10 protein-coding genes and 9 tRNA genes are annotated in these 17,649 nt (G+C 52.0%); 6 read left to right on the forward strand and 13 right to left on the reverse strand.

The window, feature by feature from the left end:
* The first annotated feature begins 100 nt into the window (after positions 1-100).
* From H5P30_RS05135 to H5P30_RS05145, 3 genes are read left to right on the forward strand one after another with little or no spacing between them, the layout of a single operon-like run.
* Positions 101-724, forward strand: a complete 624-nt coding sequence (locus H5P30_RS05135) for a hypothetical protein (RefSeq protein ID WP_185691886.1) — start codon at positions 101-103, stop codon at positions 722-724.
* The gene (locus tag H5P30_RS05140; RefSeq protein ID WP_185691887.1) at positions 721-1,116 is read left to right on the forward strand and encodes a hypothetical protein; all 396 of its coding nucleotides are present in this window, start codon (positions 721-723) and stop codon (positions 1,114-1,116) included. The genes H5P30_RS05135 and H5P30_RS05140 overlap by 4 nt, the downstream gene beginning before the upstream one ends.
* Positions 1,117-1,131: 15 nt before the next feature.
* Complete coding sequence (locus H5P30_RS05145) at positions 1,132-1,908, forward strand: ImmA/IrrE family metallo-endopeptidase (RefSeq protein ID WP_185691888.1); 777 nt, start codon at positions 1,132-1,134, stop codon at positions 1,906-1,908.
* A 92-nt stretch (positions 1,909-2,000) separates the two neighbouring features.
* On the opposite strand, the gene H5P30_RS05150 is transcribed toward H5P30_RS05145, so the two are convergent.
* Entirely contained in the window at positions 2,001-2,702 is a 702-nt protein-coding gene (locus H5P30_RS05150) for a hypothetical protein (protein WP_185691889.1), read from the reverse strand.
* Between the two features lie 304 nt (positions 2,703-3,006).
* Between H5P30_RS05150 and H5P30_RS05155 the strand changes: the two genes are divergently transcribed.
* A complete protein-coding gene (locus tag H5P30_RS05155; RefSeq protein ID WP_185691890.1) occupies positions 3,007-3,177 on the forward strand; it encodes a hypothetical protein in 171 nt (56 codons plus the stop codon).
* Positions 3,174-3,761: a hypothetical protein gene (locus H5P30_RS05160; RefSeq protein WP_185691891.1), complete on the forward strand. Its 588-nt coding sequence runs from the start codon at positions 3,174-3,176 to the stop codon at positions 3,759-3,761. The genes H5P30_RS05155 and H5P30_RS05160 overlap by 4 nt, the downstream gene beginning before the upstream one ends.
* Before the next feature lie 641 nt (positions 3,762-4,402).
* Here the strand turns inward: H5P30_RS05160 and H5P30_RS05165 are convergent.
* Both H5P30_RS05165 and H5P30_RS05170 read right to left on the reverse strand, forming a co-directional pair.
* Positions 4,403-5,926, reverse strand: a complete 1,524-nt coding sequence (locus tag H5P30_RS05165; protein ID WP_185691892.1) for a hypothetical protein — start codon at positions 5,924-5,926, stop codon at positions 4,403-4,405.
* 357 nt (positions 5,927-6,283) lie between these two features.
* Positions 6,284-7,180: a hypothetical protein gene (locus H5P30_RS05170; RefSeq protein ID WP_185691893.1), complete on the reverse strand. Its 897-nt coding sequence runs from the start codon at positions 7,178-7,180 to the stop codon at positions 6,284-6,286.
* A 348-nt stretch (positions 7,181-7,528) separates the two neighbouring features.
* On the opposite strand from H5P30_RS05170, the gene H5P30_RS05175 reads away from it, so the two are divergent.
* Positions 7,529-13,567, forward strand: coding sequence for a DUF3857 domain-containing protein (locus H5P30_RS05175; protein WP_185691894.1), 6,039 nt, complete (start codon positions 7,529-7,531; stop codon positions 13,565-13,567).
* A 590-nt stretch (positions 13,568-14,157) separates the two neighbouring features.
* On the opposite strand, the gene H5P30_RS05180 is transcribed toward H5P30_RS05175, so the two are convergent.
* From H5P30_RS05180 to H5P30_RS05225, 10 genes are all read right to left on the reverse strand, one after another.
* Positions 14,158-15,273 (reverse strand): slipin family protein, encoded by a 1,116-nt coding sequence (locus H5P30_RS05180; RefSeq protein ID WP_185691895.1) that lies wholly within the window; start codon positions 15,271-15,273, stop codon positions 14,158-14,160.
* A gap of 399 nt (positions 15,274-15,672) precedes the next feature.
* A tRNA-Leu gene (locus H5P30_RS05185) sits at positions 15,673-15,755 on the reverse strand.
* Between the two features lies 1 nt (position 15,756).
* Positions 15,757-15,827: transfer RNA gene (locus H5P30_RS05190), tRNA-Arg, on the reverse strand.
* Positions 15,828-15,830: 3 nt separating this feature from the next.
* Positions 15,831-15,899 (reverse strand) — tRNA-Leu (locus H5P30_RS05195).
* An 88-nt stretch (positions 15,900-15,987) separates the two neighbouring features.
* Positions 15,988-16,058, reverse strand: a tRNA-Arg gene (locus H5P30_RS05200).
* An 8-nt stretch (positions 16,059-16,066) separates the two neighbouring features.
* Positions 16,067-16,137 (reverse strand) — tRNA-Gln (locus H5P30_RS05205).
* 4 nt (positions 16,138-16,141) lie between these two features.
* Positions 16,142-16,218, reverse strand: a tRNA-Met gene (locus tag H5P30_RS05210).
* A gap of 6 nt (positions 16,219-16,224) precedes the next feature.
* Positions 16,225-16,301 (reverse strand) — tRNA-Leu (locus H5P30_RS05215).
* 12 nt (positions 16,302-16,313) lie between these two features.
* Positions 16,314-16,386: transfer RNA gene (locus tag H5P30_RS05220), tRNA-Phe, on the reverse strand.
* A 6-nt stretch (positions 16,387-16,392) separates the two neighbouring features.
* A tRNA-Asn gene (locus H5P30_RS05225) sits at positions 16,393-16,468 on the reverse strand.
* Between the last annotated feature and the right edge of the window lie 1,181 nt (positions 16,469-17,649).

Genomic DNA, 17,649 nt, shown 5'->3' on the forward strand with positions numbered 1-17,649 from the left:
AAAAATCCTCGAAAGATTTGGCAAACATACGATTTGTAGTCCTAAGTGAGGCTATAATCATTTTTGACACTCGCTAACCTCTTATCTACACCTCGAATAAATGAATGTAGGAAAACCGCCCGACTTCGATAAGCTCTTCGCACATAGAGGAGGTTTCGCGATGGCATATGCAAAGCTCACTGCGTACGCGATCACAGTAATTAATAAGCGAAAAGGGCCGTCTAAGAACGGTCGTATTATTGAAAAGCTGGATGCGCAGGAATTGGTCAAGCATGCCTTATCTCGACTGGTTGAATGCGAAGACATAAACGATGGAGAAGCGGTCTACTGTTTGTTGCGTCGTCATATTGATAACTACGTCAGAACAATTCAGAAACAGAAGACTAATCCTACCCTGGTTCAGATTGCGACATCTGGATACGAAGAAGGGTCTGCGCGAATTTCAGAGCCAAAGGTTGAAAATACGAAGAATCCAGCAGAGACAAGTGAACAGAAAGACGAAAACGAATTCTACAAGGAGCTCCTCGCCCAAACTAAACTTAAATTCAAATCTGAGGGCGTAGAATTCGCGCTACTCGAATTAGTGATCGAAGGCTGGAGTGATAGAAGTGAGTTGGCAGCTCTGCTTGAAATCACTCCTCAACAGTATGACGTAATTCTCAAGAGAGTCAGTCGGGCAGCTATTTCTCTAAAAGATCAATTGTTAAGAAATGTAAAAAAATGAAATCAAACCACAAACATATGAAGGCCGGGCACTTTCTCATTGATCATGCACAGCCAACAGAAGACGAAATTGATGCAATGAACCCAGCTGAACTCGCTGACTTTCTCAGTGAAAATGGAGTAGACTTGGCAAAGATGGATTCTGAGATTCCTCAAATACAACAAGACCTAACGAGCCAAATAATTTTCTCGCAGGCAGACCACGTGCTCAGAAATAAAACACAAAGCACTATCGTCGATTTGTCCGAATTCAGCGAGGAACAGATTATCGCAGAGCTTACCCAGAAATACGGGGGAACTGAAAACATACCACTAGCTGCACGTAATTTCAAATCGCTGAGTCGAGAGGAATGGGAGAGCTTATATAAAGACCTAATTCTTCGGGGGAAGTGAAACGTTCATCATTATATGCGTGATCCAAATTACATAGGTGCTGAAGCTTGTTCTTTCGGACTTTTGCAACGATTTACAATCGATGATCCTACATTCCCCATCGAGAATCTAGCCTATGCACTCGGAGTCGACATCGAATATGGCGGCATTACCAATGCTGATGCGTGGCTGCTCAAGTGTGATAATGGCAGAGGTGTGATACGATTAAATAAAACAATCACGTCGCCGTCTCGCCAGAGGTTTTCAATAGCGCACGAGTTAGGCCATTGGGTTATGCATACAAATGTGACTCAAGGCTATCTTTGCACCGCAAAAGACCTGCAAGACTATGGACGATCTCCAGAAGAGGCTGAAGCAAATTGGTTTGCAGCAACGTTACTGATGCCAAAGTCACTGATACCTTCTAATTTCCACAAACGTGACCCGAGTTTTGAATACATAATGGAGCTAGCTTCACACTTCCAGACGAGTTTCACTTCCACTGCGAGACGCTTTGTCGAATTAAGTAGGCAGCCAGTAGTTCTGATCTCCTCATCGAGCGGAGTCATCAATTGGAGTGCTCGGAGTCAAAATGCTAAATACTATTTTCTACCAAATGGTAGTTCTGTCCCAAGACACTCACTGACCGAAGAGGTTACAACAAAAGGGCGAACGAAAGGTGCACCAGAAAGCGTAGAGCCGGAAATATGGTTCCCCGAACGCACTTTCTCTGAAGATGAAGAACTATTCGAAGAGGTGAAATGTTTAGTAAATTACGACATTTCACTAACTCTTCTCTGGTTTCCTCAATAAGGTTGGGTATGACAGAGGGTGCAAACGCAAAATATAAAGATAGTCCGAAATGAATCCGGACACAGCTGGAAATCTAAGATCTTTCACTTTTCTCACAACTCCCCTCCAACTTCCCCAACAATCACCTCCTGCAACTCGTCCTCGGATGGATACACCATAGGCCCTTCGGAAGGGTCCATCTCTTCCGGCAAGAAGTCGACGACGAGGAGGGCGAGAAAATCCATATCCCGCAAAAGATTTTCAACCGGACCGCTGGCGACGTTTTCCTTTGACCCGTAGATGGCCGCGAGGGCCTGAAAGTCGCCAAACTTCTCGAACTGCATTTGATTGTTCCAACCGCGGGTGCGGAGGTCGGCGCTTTCGAACTTTTGCCAGAAGTCTGCGTTCGCCTTGTGGTTTGCGGTGATGAAGCTGGGGGTGACGTGGAGGCGTTCCTTCCACTCGCCGTTGACTTTTCCGGCCATGAATTCGGCGAGGAGGGTATTGGCGTATTCGCGTTTCCCGTCGGCGTGGATGGTGTGGAGTCCGTTGTCGGAAAGCCATTCGCTGGCCGTGACCTGGCCGTCTTCGATGTAGATTAGGCCGACCCGGAAGGTTTTCATATTCCCAGGCATTTCAAACTCCGCGCGGAGGGTCTGGATACCGAGAAGCTGGCGAAGGGCGTAGTCCGGGCGGGGTGGTTTCTCGTAATCGTCGTTGCGGACCTCCTGCGGGCCGCTCGGTCCGCAGCCAGCGAGAAAAAGGAAAGCCAGAAGCGCGAAACTGCGGGTGAAAATGGGGAGCGGGTAATGCACGAGCGCAGTTCTAATTGCGGTGCAGGGCGGGGTCGAGGGGAATTTGCGGTTTTTTTACCATCCCTGGCGGGCTGGGGTAGGGAGGCCCTGTTGGGGTGGCTGGAGGTTTTGACGTTTGGAGGTTTTGAAGTTGGTGGATGAGAACGTTGAACTTTTAGGCATTGAGCGAGCCCATGGGCCCTGTCGGAATTCTGGATGAGAACGGCAATCCTAACGGTCGCGCAGCTAAAGCTGAGTGACTACTGGGAGCCGCTGACAAAAGGAATGTCCTTGAACGCCTGAGGAGATCGAGTAGGTTTTTGGTATGACCGTCGTAGTTCCGAGGACATCCGACAAAGAGGTTCGCCAAGAGGCAAAATCTCTCGAATCGGTGGGTAAGAAGCTGGTTGCGAGTAAAAAAGTAGCGCGCTCGTACCTCCATAAGAATGGATTCATCCGCAAGGATGGGAAGCTGACGAAAAAGTATGGTGGATGAAGCTGGGTGCTTTTGTTATCGGATTTCATGGATGTGACCGTGAGGTCGGAGAATCTCTGATTGCAGGGAAATCGGATTTTAGGGCTAGTCGGAATGCTCACGATTGGCTGGGCGAGGGGATTTATTTTTGGGAGAACAATCCCGAACGAGCCCTCGAGTGGGCCCGATTTATGGCCAGACATCCGAAGTTTAAGAAACACGTTAAAGATCCTTTTGTCGTGGGTGCGGTGATTGATCTTGGAAATTGCCTTGATCTGACCGAGGCAACTTCACTCCGTCTCGTGAGGGTGGCCTACAACAGTCTTGTGGAGATCTTTGGAAAGGCGGATGCGGAAATGCCCGAGAACCGTAAAGGTCACGATTCCGATTCCGATCTTGTGCAGCGATATCTGGACTGCGCGGTGATTAATCATCTACACGAACTGCGCAAAAAGGATAGAGTTGAGACATTCACCACCGTTCGCGGGGCGTTTACTGAAGGAACCGAACTTTATCCCGGTGCGCAGATCCAAGCGAAAACCCACATTCAACTCTGCGTCCGAGATGCATCTGCAATACGGGGTGTCTTTCTTCCGAGGGAGTGAGCCTGTCCCTTAGGCTACGGCGTTGCTGAGATTTGCTCTCCGCAGTTGATCGGATTCCGCGAAAAGGACTTCTTCTCTGTGATTCAATGGGTTCAGTCTCCTTTTGGCCTCCGCCTCAGTAGGCGAGAGTGAGGGCCCCGTCCTGGATTCCCACGTTCAAACCGTATCCCATCGGATAGGAGGTGCTGGATTGTTGGCTGTTAGTTCGGAACCAAAGAGACCGGCGAAGCCGGAGACCGCTTATTTTCGCTTATCTCCGCTGATCAGATAGCGAACAACCCCAATTTCAGACAAGCCATCCAATCATTCTCCCATAAGCGTTCATGAGCGAATATAAGCGGTTGCCAGCTTTGCTGGCTCTTCTCCTTTTCCTCTGGATAAGGATGAACGATTGAAGTCGGAAAACCGAGAAGCTCAGCAACGGCTCCCCAACAAGGACCGGCGACTTCAGTCGCCGCGCTTAGGTTCTGTAGATCTCGCTGAGGCCAGGAGCGATTTCGTGGTTGTGGGGTTTGGGGCTGCTGAAGGCGGAGGATTTTCTACGGGCCGCTCGAACTTTCATCTAGAACGAACTGCTGGTTGGCGTCCTTGATTAGGCGCCAACGGTGGATTCCCGCAGATCGATGATAGGCGTATTCGAGCTATCGGGCGTAGTATGGATTCTTGAATATTGATTTAGCTGGATATGGGTTATCGGAGGATGCTTCGGGTGGATTGTCTCTGAACTCCACAACAATCGGTTCGAAATGGGGATCGGCGATTAAGCCTATCCCGGCGAGCGCAGCGGATTGGCGATGATGGTCGTCGCTCTGCATTAACTCATCCACCAGAAACTCACGGGTGCGTGCCGGGTCCAATTGCATCAAGGCCTTCGCCATTACGGCACCATAACTCTGGTTCACTCCATCCATAACCCTACTGAGGTAGATCGATTGAAGAAATTCCCAGTCCTCTTCGCTTCCTTTGATTGCAAGTGTTTTGACGGCATTTAAAAATTTCCACTTTCGAGGATCTTTCTGCCTGGAGCTTGTGCCGAGATCGATAATCTCCATGATCTCGTCCATTGGCAGTTCCAAGACCTCGATACGCGCCCATGCGTCAACGCCTCCGTTGAGAGGGGTAGGGCCCTGGAGTAGGGTTTCGATTGCGGCTCTTCCTTGAGGCGAATCCTGTTCGTTCAATCGTCGGAGGGTTTGGGGTAGCATCTCCATTTGGAGGTTTTCGGAGACGACCTGGTAGGCAAAAGCATCCACCACGGGGTCTTTTTGCGAAAACAGCGGTTCCAAATCTTCTTGGTCGAAGTCGGTATACCGACGATCCGGCAATGGCCTGGATTGAGCGCGTAGCATTTCGCCGAACAGATCAAAGCGTTTGTTTGCCAAGATATGAGTAGTTGCCTGCTCGACTACCTCGGGATCGTTATTTCCGAGCATGAGGGCTAGCACATCTTCGGTCGGTTTCTGGGGTAGAGTCGATAGCAAGTATGAACCTGTCTGACGGATAATCGGATCTGAAGATTCAAGAGTCTGGAGAAGAAATTCCGTATCGTGGACAAAGGGAAAAATCTCCTGATCGGAGCCGGATTCGAAAAACCTCAGGGTTTCTTCCCATTGTTCGGGGCTGTCGATTATATTGAGTGCTGCAGAGAATTGGTTTCTTTGAAGAAAGCTCTCTTCGTAATAAGCATCCTTGATAGGGGTATCGGCCGGATAGAGATCATTGATAATGGTGTAGGTTTCTCGCGCCAACCGGAGGTCGGGGACTCTCTGATAGAGATGGTCCAATGCTGACATCGCATACAGTCGTGGCTCGGCCCATTGTCCCTCACCATAGACCCCGCACGCGACCCCACCGGATAGAATGCCGCTACGGCCGAACCCTCTTCGTTTAAAGAGGTGCTGGCACGGTTGTTCGAGAATGAGGTTAAAGGTTTCTGTTCTGCCCATGGGGATTGGCGGCAAACTCAACGTGTTAATCTGACTGGAATTCCCTTCCACCTTCTTTTGCTTATCCGAAATACGTATACCAAAGATACGAATCTCCTTCCCTCGTCGTTCCTCTAAACAGCGCACGCAGATCGAAGAATAGCCAATCAGGGTGCCCGTAAAGAGGCCAATGGCAGCGACTACAAGAGCTAGGATTAGGAGACGTTTTGCGAGCTTCATCGAATGAGTTCAAAAGGATTTAAAACTCTTACCGATCTGGCTAGCTATCGTTGTTCGCGAAATTCAAAGGAGTGCGATTTAAGAGGGGATAGCGGGATTGAGGTGGGGAAGGGAGCGAAAGAATGGCGAGGGTGCCGAGAAGTGGTTGGGGGCTTGGTATGAAGCAAGTTCTAATTGCGGTGCAGGCGGGAGGCGAGAGAAATTTAGCCTCACGGAGAGACTCGGCGTTCCCAAGTTTGTGCAGTGACTTGGGAACCTTGACGGTCGCGCAGCTAAAGCTGAGCGACTACTTGGTGAAAAGCACCTTCGATGTTGTCGTGATTTGGGCCGAATCTGGCGCCCTAGCGCGCCTCCGCCTCAGTAGGCGAGAGTGAGTGCCCCGTCCTGAATTCCGACGTTCAAACCGTATCTCATCGGATAGGAGGTGCCGGATTGTTGGATGACGAGGTCGAGGGTGTAGACCGGTTCGATGGTGAAGTCGTAGGCTTGGCCGTCGTAGGAGGTGAAGATTTCCTGATTGTCGGGGTGCTCTCGATCAATCCGGGCGAATTCGTAGTGGGAATAGTCAAAGGGGGCGAAGTTCTTCAGTCCGTCGATCATGTATTGGGCGATTTCGGGTTCGTCTGTCGGTCCGATTGCGGCCAAGTCTTCGTAGTTCCCCGATTCCATGGCGGCGGCGACTTGATTGAGAAAATCGGCTTCGCCTTCCGAGAGTTCGGGAGGACGGAGGTTTCCATTCTCGTCCTCGATCCATTCGCTTTTGTAGCGATCTTCTCGGACGATGGTCGTGCTTTCCTGATTGACGGGATTTTCGATGGAGCGAGCCTCGGCGATGACAGCGGCGAAGCGCTCGTCAAAATCCATTGGGCTGCTCAGCGAATTACCGGAGAGTCCGGTGACGACGCCGTCTTCGATATCCGCAGAGACGTAGCCGATCATTTGTTCCTGCTGGCTGGAGCTTACGAGCATTTGGGCTAAACCGAATCCCTCCATGACGTTGCTGCCGCTGGCAATGATTAAGATCGGGTCGCCGTTCTCCGGGGCCGCAAATTCGATACGCTCGATTCGGTCTCCGGGGACAACGCGGACAAAATCGACCAGATTGTCTTCCTGATCGAGGGCGATGACGAGTGCGTCGTCAGTTGGATCCGTCGTCGGGACCTCCGAATCAGCAGTCGGTCCGGACCCGGAATCCGGGGAGCAGGCGGTGAAGAAAAGGGCAAGAATCGCGAGGGCAGGGGAGAGACGCTTCATGAATTTCCAATGATTGGAGAGGACGGTTCCGGGGCAAGAGCAAAGGTCGGGGTTGGGAGGGGAGTTTCCTTGCTGTTGCTGGTCTTTGTTGGAGTCCCGGAGGCATTTACTGGAGCGCGGATTTCAATCCGCCCCGTTGGAACGGCAGCGACGGTTTCGTAGGGTGGTGGTGCTGGGTTCGCTGGGGTGGGATTGATCTTCTGGGTTTAGCCGTAGGCGTAGTAAACCAACGAGGTGGAGCGGATTCTTCGTTTTCCGGCTTTTGAAAGATCCGTTTTTAGAGTAGGTTTTTTTATTGTGATTACCCGTTTTCGATCTGTCTTTTTTCTTATTCTAGTTCTTTGCGGAGTGTATTCCGCCCATGCCTCTGCCGACGACATCATACTTGGGTGGCCGCCTGAGGTGCGCGAGCGGATCGAGCCTCTGCTACTTCCATTCGATCTGTCCACCGTGGATCTGACGAAGTATGACCCCGCCATCTCGGATAATGTGATCTTGCTCAATGATTCCGTCGTCTACGTAGCTGAGGACGGGACGATTTATGAAGTTTTTCAACGGGTCTACTCTGCATTAACGGACGGAAACCTGCGCTATCTAGGGGAGGATACGTATCGGTTTCGTCCCGATACACAGAAGATCTACGTCGTTACTGCCGAAACCATTCAGAAAGACGGGCGGCAACTGCCTGTGCAGGAGGAGGGGATGATCCATCAGACGCCGCAGCGTGACGCCGACCGGGGGATTTACAGTGGTAGGGAAGAACTGCTGCTCATCTTTCCCGGTTTGGAACAAGGGGCGATCGTGCGTTCGATCATCATTCGGGAAAGCCGGGAGGGGCGTATCCCCGGTGAGTTTTCGGATTATTGGATCTGGACGAGTTCTTGGCAGACGGATCGGAAGAGGGTTCTGCTGGACGTTCCCCAGTCTTTGGCTCAGCGGTTGGAGTTCTATACGTTGGGAGCCCCGGTTCCGCCCCGAGAGGACCTGGACGGGGAGGATGGGCGCAAGCGTTTTGTCTGGGAGGCTTCTCCGCTGACAAACCGGAATTGGGAGGCCCGCGATGCGCCTCTGATTCAGACGGGCCCTTTGAACTATGTCACCACTCTGGAGAGTTGGGATGCGTTCGCGGCTTGGTATGGTGAACTGCTTGAGGAACGTTCTGAGCTGCCGGAAAGCTTGTTGGCGGAGTCCCGCGAATGGGTCTCTGATGCGGAGAGCCCTCAGGAGGTGCTGGAGGTGCTTTTCGAGAAAGTGGCGAGAGACGTTCGGTATACGAGTATCGATTTTGGCTATGCAGGGTTTCAGCCGCAATCGGCGGAAAGCGTTTGGAACAACAAGTTTGGAGATTGTAAGGATAAATCGAATCTTCTCCGCCTCCTTTTGAAGGCCAATGGAATCGACGCCTACCTGACTCTGATCAATACCGATCATGCGGGGCGAGTCGATCGACGGGCGCCGGATTATCGCTACTTTGACCACGCGATTGTTACGGCGATCCTTCCCGATGGCACCCGGATCTTTTGCGATCCGACCTTGTCCTATGGTTGGCCGGGCTTGATTACTCTGGGCAACTCAGACCGTCCGGCTTTGATGATCGAGCCGGAGACCTCTTCCGGAATATGGGTCCAGACTCCGCAGGTGGATCCGGAGATCCTGAACTATGAATTTGACCTGGATTTAGACGACGCGGGTATGCTCTCCGGATGGTTTTCGTTGTCCGCGGAAAACAGTTACTCCGCGTATTTTCGCAAGAGATTCGAGGGCGAGGATCATGAGTATGTCCGTCGGGAGGTTCGCAAGTATGTCCGCTATTTCTTCCCTCAGGCGGACGTGATCGATTTTGAGATCGAATCTTCGGATGACGTTCACGAGCCGTTTAAAATGCGAGCCTATCTCGTAACTTCGCTGGTGCAAGCCGGGGAACAGGGAGAGGTCAATCTGGGCTGGCCGGATATCGACTGGTTGTTGCCGGATATGGGATCGGATAACTCGGTGACGCGGTCGGCGTTTTTGGATGCGGATCATGTTGACGTTACCTTCCGAGTCGACCTGCCGGATCGTTACTGGCCGGTTTCGATTCCAGGTAGTTTCTCCGTGAGCGCGCCCCCTTTCTCGTCGAGGGGTGAATGGTCATTCGATGCGGAAGCCGCCTCCGTTTCGGGTGAAGTCTCATTTGCGACCAGCGATCCCCTCGTGAATCCGGGGCAGTTTACCTCATTCTTTAACGCGGTAGATGCGACGGATGCATGGATTGACCAGCAGATTCGACTTGGCGAAGGGGCGGATCGCCCGATGGTCATGCGCCAAAGTCCGGATGACGGTCGGACTTTGGAAATGGAGATGATGCCGACGGGGCGGGGGCAAATCGATTTGGTGGATCAGCTGTATCCGGAGGGTCCTGACAATGAGATACGGAAGCGAGCGTTGGAGCTTGCGGGGCAATGGTTCCCTAAGGATCCCCAGGTTCAGTTTGAGGTCGGGATCCGGCTTGCATGGATCCTCGTGAACGAGGACAAGCCAGCGGAAGCCTTGGAGAGCGCACGGAAATTGATTCGGGATGGAGAGGGGTGGCTCGACTCGTTAAGTCTCGGATGGGTCTACTATTTGGAAGGGGTAGCCCTGCTGGACTTGGGCGAGAATGCGGAGGCGCTCGGAGTCTTTCAGAGTTTGGCGGACGATTCGCGGTTTAGTGATTATCGACGCGCGTGGGCGAACTATCAAGTAGGCCAGTTGCTGGAGGATCAGAATCCGACAGAGGCGCTGGAACGATACTGGGCTGCATTCGAACTCCTTGAGCGGGAGAGAGAATACTACCTGAGAGCCATGTCCGAGTTGGCGATGGAGGGGGATCTTGGGAATGAATTTTCCGGATACTTGCAGCGGGTCGTCGACGAGAATCCGGATTTTGTAGAAAATATGATCGGCGCTCTCCAAGCTCAGTCCGTCGAGTGGATGGAAAGGGGGCAGGGTTCACTGCGATCCGTGCGCTTGCTGGGTGCCTTGGAGCAGGTCCAGTACGGAGACGATGTTCTGGCGAGTCGGTCGGAATTCGATTCGATTCGGGAATTTCAGGACCTTACGGCCACCTATCAAGGAATACAAAGCGACCTTCATGATTATCTTCGCGAGAATCGTCCGGAGTTTTGGGATGAGGAGAGCTTTGAGGAAGACGCTAGAACGCAAGAGGAGTTGACCGAGGACATGGATGAGGCTGAGGAGGAATGGAGAAAGAATGATGCCGCTCGGTTGGCGTTGACGAAGGTTCTGAAGAACCCCGGTGATGCTTCGTTTCCGCAGGCGTATTGGAAAGCGTTGCTTTATTTGGATTGGAGGGAGATGGGTGATGAGCTGCCGGAAGACGATACCCTGGATTACGTCTTGAACCTCGGAGAGAGATTTCCCGAAGAGTCGGACGAATTTGTCGAGCTGCGTTTCCTTAGGGCGAAATTTCATAACCGTCGAAATGAAGTGGATGAGGAGTATGCGGTTTTTCTTGGTTTGATGGGGGCAGATCTCGGGGCCAATTGGCAGGACAGTTTGACGGGCCGAGCGGGTCTGAATCGAGAACAGGCCGGCGAATTTGATGAGGCCTTGGAGATTTATTTATCCGTGGAAGATCTTTTGGCGGAAGATCTTGATATGGCCGTCCAGTTGGTCCGGGCCGTCTACATCTATTTGGAGAATGGCGACCTCAATGAGGCGGAGGCACTGATAGCACGGATCTATCCGATCATCGCCGACGTGGAGGAAACGAACCCCGCGATCGATCAACTCCGTCGGTGGAATGATCATCGGGAAGCGGGGACTCTCCGCGATCTCTGGAGCCGCCAGAAGGTTTGGTGGCCGGAGTGGGAAGCTCTGGCCTTGGCATGGGAGGGAGAAGCGATTCCCGAGTCCGGTCATGTCGTCCCTATAATCGAAGATCTCAGTGTGCTCGGTGGGGAATTGGGCACCGCTCTTCAGGCTCATGACCGCGAGGAGATTTTCCGAATTTATCAGACGCTAATCAACTCCGCCCGATGGGATAGCTACTTTGTCCCCGAGGTGCAGGCAACGATACGATTGGGCGATGACGAGTTCCCCGATGCGGTGGAGGAAGCGAACGATCTCGTTGTGGCCATGTTCGAGTCACTTCCCATCGCAAACGACTCTGTGTGGAGAAACAGTTTGTATTTTACGATCCTTTCTCTTGACGAAGCAGGGGACCAGAAGACCGCAATGGAATTGGTCGAAGAGTATTTCGAGGTGGATCCACCAGAAGACTCAATTTATCGAACGATCGAACGGTTGGGGGCTCTCTTCGCCACTAGGCTGAACCTCGAGCTCGATGAATGGATCGCTCGGCTTAAGGGGCAGTTGGATACGGTCGAAAGAGAAAATTACGTCTACACGGTTAATGTGTTGGCTAGAGTATTACGGGCAGACGGTCAGTTTGATGAAGAGGAAGAATTGCTCGCCGATTATATCTCGCAGTTTCCTTATGACAGTTCGGCGATAGCCAATACCCTTAAGGTTCGATTGCAGGAGATTGAAGAGTTTCAGCGGTCTGTCGCCGTCTTCGAAGCCACGTATTCCGACTGGCTTGAGCAGGATGCTCCCGATTGGCTGTCGTGGATGCCTGGCATGGATTTGGCGAGTTATAGTCCGGATCGTGTCGCTTTCATGCTAGAAGACGGGTCCTATCCGGGGGAGAGTATCTTCGAGCAAACCTATTTCCTTGCTATTGCTGCGAAAGACCCGCGTCTGGACCTTGAGGAGAGGGAGTGGGCTTTTTCGGCACTGATCCAGATGATCCCACAAACCACAGCGACGGTCGAGGAGGCTCATGTGTATTTGCAGTCGATCTATGAAAAAGAGGCATTCTCTGAGGAGATTCGAGCTCTTGGATTCTGGGTCGATTTTGTGTCGTTGGCCTTCTCGCAGAATCTGGATTTGGTGAACGAGTTGAAGACCACCCGTTTCTACACAGAGCCCACGGCTGTCTACGGCCGGGATGTGAAGGAGGATCTACTGCAGATCTGCGAATTGAATCTTACATCAGAGGAAGAGGTTCTTGGGTTTCTGGACGAGATAATCGTGGAGGCTCGGTTCCATCAGGTGATCCCGGGCCTTTTGATGGTTTCTTTTGATGCACTGCTGCAACAAGGAAACTTCGAGGTTGCGGAGGAGTATATGGCGAAAGTGGCAGCTTCGAGCCTAGGGAGGAACCGGGACCTGCAATATCGCAATATTCGTTTGGGAATCATTCGTTCGATTGAGGCTGCTCGCGAATTGGAACCTATGGATAGGATTTTGGGTGAAGCCTTTGGTGAAGTAATCGAGGCTTTTCCCGAAGAGGCTGCGTTGCCGGAAGAAAGTTATCTGGGGCAGGACGTGGCTGAATACTGGGCGGGTCCGGATCTGAAGGCGTTCATCAAATATCATTGGGTCAATCGGTTTTATGACCGTGAGTCACTTTTGTTGTGGAGTAGTTTATTCCGTTATTCGTCGCGGGATTTGGACCTTTCGGCGAAGGTTTGGGAAAGGCTGCCTGAAATGGCACCTGCACTTCTGAAAAATGTAGATGATGACGAGTCAGCGTTTTTTGCAGCCTTTCTTTTAACTCTTGCTTCGGATTTGGATAATCCTGAGCAGAGGGATTTCATTCTGGCTCAGTTTATGGCGATTCGGGAGCTTGGGTCCTTTCCCTCTTGTGAGGAGTTCATGAATTCGGTCGAGTTGGACGTACGCCTTAGAACGGGTGAAGCGTTTGATATTGAGGCGATTGCCGATGCAAACAAAAAGGTGGCTTCATTTAACGTATACGAAGGTGACGTGATCGAATACTATTTGTCACGCGATGAAGTCGCACCTCTTGAGAGATATTTGAAGACGGTTTCCGTGGAAACCGCCTTCAGCGAAGCGGTCGTTTCGAAATATATTAGAGCGCTGAGGCGTTGCGGACTAGAGGGGGAGTATCGGTTCGCCGCCGAGGAGGCAGTGGAGATCCTTCAGAGAGAAATGGCTCTGAGCCTAATCAATCAGGAGCCGAGTCATTTCCGATTTGTCTTCAATTTGGCGGCTGTGATGCCGGATGACTTTGTTCTCGATCCCGAGTGGATCCGGGCGATGCGGGAACGGGTAAGACCCCCGGAGAAATTGTACTTCGAGACAAGAGCTTCCTTTTATGAAGAGGATTGGGAGAAGACGGTGGTGAATGCTGGGCAACTCGTGGAAGAGCTCCCCAAATATTATGACAATTACTATTATCTCGGGATGGCGAATTTTCAGCTAGGGAATTACTCGCAGGCGAGCGAAGCCTTTGCGGTGTTCTGTAAATTTACGAAGGATTCTCCATACTGGCCCGAGGCGACGCGGTTCCTGCAGCTCATCGAGGAGAAAAAGTAAATTTCGAAGCGGGAGAGGTTCTTTGTCAGACTGCGGGCCATTGTTGGAGGACCGGATTTATCCGGAATCATGCAGCCTCTCGGAGGGGCCCTTCCAACGCATTCCGGCTAAAGCCGGTACTCCAACGGATTCGGCTGCGTTTCGCTGGACCGCGGATTTTAATCCGCTCCGTTGGAGCCGTCGTTCGTGGGATCCAAAGCGATACGGCTGACGGGCATGCGGGGCGGAATGAATTCCGCGCTCGATTTGTGGGCGTTTTTCAGACGGTCTCGCTCGCTCGACTTTTGTACAAGGTAGTGCCGTGAAATCAGGGAAGGACACTGGACTCTTCTCCTGCAAGTATATTCTTATGCAGTGGTCTTTGTTGGAGTACCAGATTTATCCGGAATTATGCTGCCTCTCGGCGGACCGACCGCTCCTTCGCATTCCGGATAAATCCGGTACTCCAACGGTTATGTCTGCGTTTCGCTAACTCTACGCTCCAGATGATGCTTTCTCCTCTTTATGGCTTCGCTCGCCGAAGCTCAGCGGTCATCTGGCTTTATTCTTAAACCAAAAAAAGCCCCGGAGCGGGTGGCTCCGGGGCTTGATTAGATGAGCTTGACGATTCGCTTACTCAGCTCCTGCCCATCTCCAACGAAGATTTGCAGGTTGGCCTTTTCGGTGATCTTTTCGACAGACTCGAGTTCTCTCAGGCGCATCAGGGTCGGGTTTTGCTCAATCAGCTTGGCCGAGTTGAGCTGGCTACGCATGGCAGCGGTTTCTTCGCGACGCTTGATGTTGTTCGCCTGGGCGGCCTTTTCGGCCTCGATGACTTGGTTCAGGAGTTCCTTCATATCACCCGGTAGGATGACGTCACGGATCCCCAGTCCCTTGACTTCGACACCGTAATCGGCGGCCTTGGCGCGAATTGCGTTGAGGGCCTCGTTGGCCACGGTGGACTTATCGGCCAGCAGCTGGTCGAGGGTTCGCCCACCGACTTCGGCGCGGATAATCAGTTGGATCTCGCGGTAGAGCGCTTGTCCGATGTTTTCCGAGGACTCTGCGACCTTTCGGACGTCCTTCAGGAAGTAGCTGAGAACGGCGTTGAGGCGCAGGGTGACCTTGTCGGCAGTCATGATTTCCTGTCCGGTCACATCGAGGATCTTTTCGCGCAGGTCGTATGCGTAGATACGGACCTTGCGAGTGTTCTTCCAGAATGCGTAGCGCCCCGGGTTGAGGATTTCTTCGAATTCACCGTCAACGTAGAGCACGCCGACTCCACCGTCTTCAATCTCGTGGATGTTGAGGTGGACGGCGACGTCCTTGTCCTTGGTGATGATATCGAACTGCGGGTGTTGAAAACGGACGCTCTCAACATCGACAACTTCGACCTTAGTCTTTACCGGAGTTTTCCAGTATCCGTAGAGGCCGGGTCCGAGAATTCCGTAGAAACGACCGTCGAGCCAGACGAGAGCCCGTTGGTTGTCCTTCAGGTCGATGAAATCAGCGTGGTCGCTGATCACGCTTTCGTCGCGAAGCTGCCGTAGCTGTGAGCTGGAGACTTCGATCCACGGATTCCCTTGCCAAACAATGTCGACAGTGGTGCGTCCGAAGGGATCGAAGATCCACTTGCGCCCCGGCATGAGCAGCTCGACGAATCGACCATCACGGAACTTCAAACCTACATACTCGTACGGGATGTAGATGCGTTTGATGATTTGCATGATGTATGGTTCGTTTTGGTTTTCGGTTGGTGCGTCGACTACGAGCCGACGCGTGAGAATGAAATAGAGGTGCCCGCAGGAAGCTCGGACGAGTCGATCGGCCACACAATCAGCCACGGGGAAATGCTTGAGGAGACAGGCGGATGAGATGGTTCAGTTGGCGAGCAACACCGTAGCGAGTGCATCCGAGACACACATCGCAAGGGAGCCGATCGGTTCCTGACTTCTCTCATCGTTCCGTAACCGGTATCCGCATTTCCGCGGGTGGTGATTGTGCTGAAGCGCTCGGATTGACGTAAATCGATCCGGCGCTTCCGGCTTGCACGAGTCGCCCTCGCTTTCTTTGGGCGGTTTGAGTCTAGCTTAGGAGGCTAGGGAGGCCAGTGTGGCGGGCCATGCCATGATCAGTGGGATTTGAACCCACACGTCCTTGCGGACAACGGTTCCTTAGACCGGTGCGTATACCATTTCGCCATGATCGCTACTGTCCGGGAGTTGAACCCGGGACTAGTTGATTCGTAGTCAACTGCTCTACCCATCTGAGCTAACAGTATCGGGACAATCAGCCGGATTCGAACCGACGTTTTCCTGTCTTGCAGGATGCTTTACCTCTTAGCTATGATTGCGTGGTTTCCGTTTAGAACGTCGATGCGGAACACAATGACCTGACGGGAAGCCCGAGGTTCTTGTGCCGCCGACCGGAAAGTGAGTCTGTGGGCGTGGGAGGACTCGAACCTCCATCCTGTCCTTCGTAGAGACAGATGTTTCCTTTACACCACACGCCCTCATAAAGTTGCGGAAGAAGGATTCGAACCTTCTCTTGCGGAGTCAAAGTCCACCGTGCAGCCTATACACTATCCCGCAGGAATGGTTGCAGAGGCGGGATTTGCACCCACGACCCCGAGCGTATGAGACTCGTGCTCTAACGAACTGAGCTACTCTACATGGAATTGGTGACCAAGAGGGGATTTGAACCCCTACTGTGCTGCTTCTGAGACAGCTGCCTCTTCCGGTTGGGCTACTCGGTCTTGTAAGTTCGGTGGGAGCACATGGAATCGCACCATGACCTTCTGGTCTTCAGTCAGACGTGCAGACTGTCTACACCATACTCCCGGAAATTGGCTCGGCGGGCAGGCTCCGACCCTGCAACATCGGCCTTAACAGTGCCGCGTTCTACCGATTGAACTACCGCCGAAGAAAATTGAATCGGAGGATGAGAAGATTCGAATCCCCTGATCCGTAGTCAGGTGCTCTCATCAAGAGGCACTGACTTAAAATAATTTTGTTTCCACCCTTCGGTTGGTTTCGCCCCTCTCATGAAATGGTCTTCATGGTTTGGACGCCGATTACTTGACGTTTGACCTTCTCGTGCGGCGGAAGGGAGGCCGGTGAACTGTAGTTGGGTGGAAACAAAAAACCCAGGTGCTTGAATGGCGGCCTGGGCTTGGTGAAAGAGTGTCTGGTTTCTCATCTAGGTCGGTCGGATTCGACAGGTGTATAGATTAGGAAACTTTGGCTGATTCAAAGCCCGTGCTGGATTCTCAAAGGAATACAGGCGATCGCATGTCATGAGATTCGGAGTGTCCAATAAGCCCCAAAGCATTGGTACTTTTTGTCTCCGAATCTGAGACGATGGATGAATGGATTTTATGCGTGTGTGCATGACGTGAATGGATGAATGGTGTTTGGTTTTGTGAAATAAAACTTATTTGTCAAATAAAAAATATATAAATTATTGAATAGCAATAAGATGGGAGGCAGGAGAAGCTATCCAAGGCTCCGCCCGGACACGGGATGCGATCTTCGATTGCAAGCCAGTGTCTCTGGGAAGAAGGAAATAAAAAAGCCCGGGTGTTTTCACAGTCCGGGCTCATTCCTAAAGTGTAGTTTGTTTTCTTTCTAATCGTCGAATTGAGTGATTAAAACGGTTAGCGCTACACGGGTGTGGCCGGACAAATGGGCACAACACGTTCCCATTGGATTTTCATTTTGAAAACCCAACATGAGTCGTTCTCTGATCTGTCGGAGGTGTAGCATTACGAAATAAGGAAGGATGTTTGATCGCGGATGGGATGATTTCTGTCAACGGGTAAATCGGATTGCGGAAATATTATTGTATCACTATACGTTGATGGAATCGAAGGAGGATCGCGCGAGTCGGAACGGATTCAGATCCAGTGCCTTTGTTGGAGTCCCGGATTTATCCGGAATCATGCTGCCTCTCGGAGGGCCGCAGACCGATCCAACGCACTCCGGCTAAAGCCGGTGCTCCAACCTCGCCCAATGCGGCATCCCGCTTGAGTACCGAATTTATCCGGGATCATCCTGCCTCTCAGAGAGCCCTTGCATTCCCGAGGATTAAAGTAGCCGGGTTGG

Origin of the sequence: Puniceicoccus vermicola (assembly GCF_014230055.1) — a bacterium.
Lineage (GTDB): Bacteria > Verrucomicrobiota > Verrucomicrobiia > Opitutales > Puniceicoccaceae > Puniceicoccus > Puniceicoccus vermicola.

Bases quoted from the DNA above. Each gene is read 5' to 3' on its own strand.
- H5P30_RS05135 (WP_185691886.1), top strand. From the start codon at position 101: ATGAATGTAGGAAAACCGCCCGACTTCGATAAGCTCTTCGCACATAGA.
- H5P30_RS05140 (WP_185691887.1), top strand. From the start codon at position 721: ATGAAATCAAACCACAAACATATGAAGGCCGGGCACTTTCTCATTGAT.
- H5P30_RS05145 (WP_185691888.1), top strand. From the start codon at position 1,132: ATGCGTGATCCAAATTACATAGGTGCTGAAGCTTGTTCTTTCGGACTT.
- H5P30_RS05155 (WP_185691890.1), top strand. From the start codon at position 3,007: ATGACCGTCGTAGTTCCGAGGACATCCGACAAAGAGGTTCGCCAAGAG.
- H5P30_RS05160 (WP_185691891.1), top strand. From the start codon at position 3,174: ATGAAGCTGGGTGCTTTTGTTATCGGATTTCATGGATGTGACCGTGAG.
- H5P30_RS05165 (WP_185691892.1), bottom strand. From the start codon at position 5,926: ATGAAGCTCGCAAAACGTCTCCTAATCCTAGCTCTTGTAGTCGCTGCC.
- H5P30_RS05170 (WP_185691893.1), bottom strand. From the start codon at position 7,180: ATGAAGCGTCTCTCCCCTGCCCTCGCGATTCTTGCCCTTTTCTTCACC.
- H5P30_RS05180 (WP_185691895.1), bottom strand. From the start codon at position 15,273: ATGCAAATCATCAAACGCATCTACATCCCGTACGAGTATGTAGGTTTG.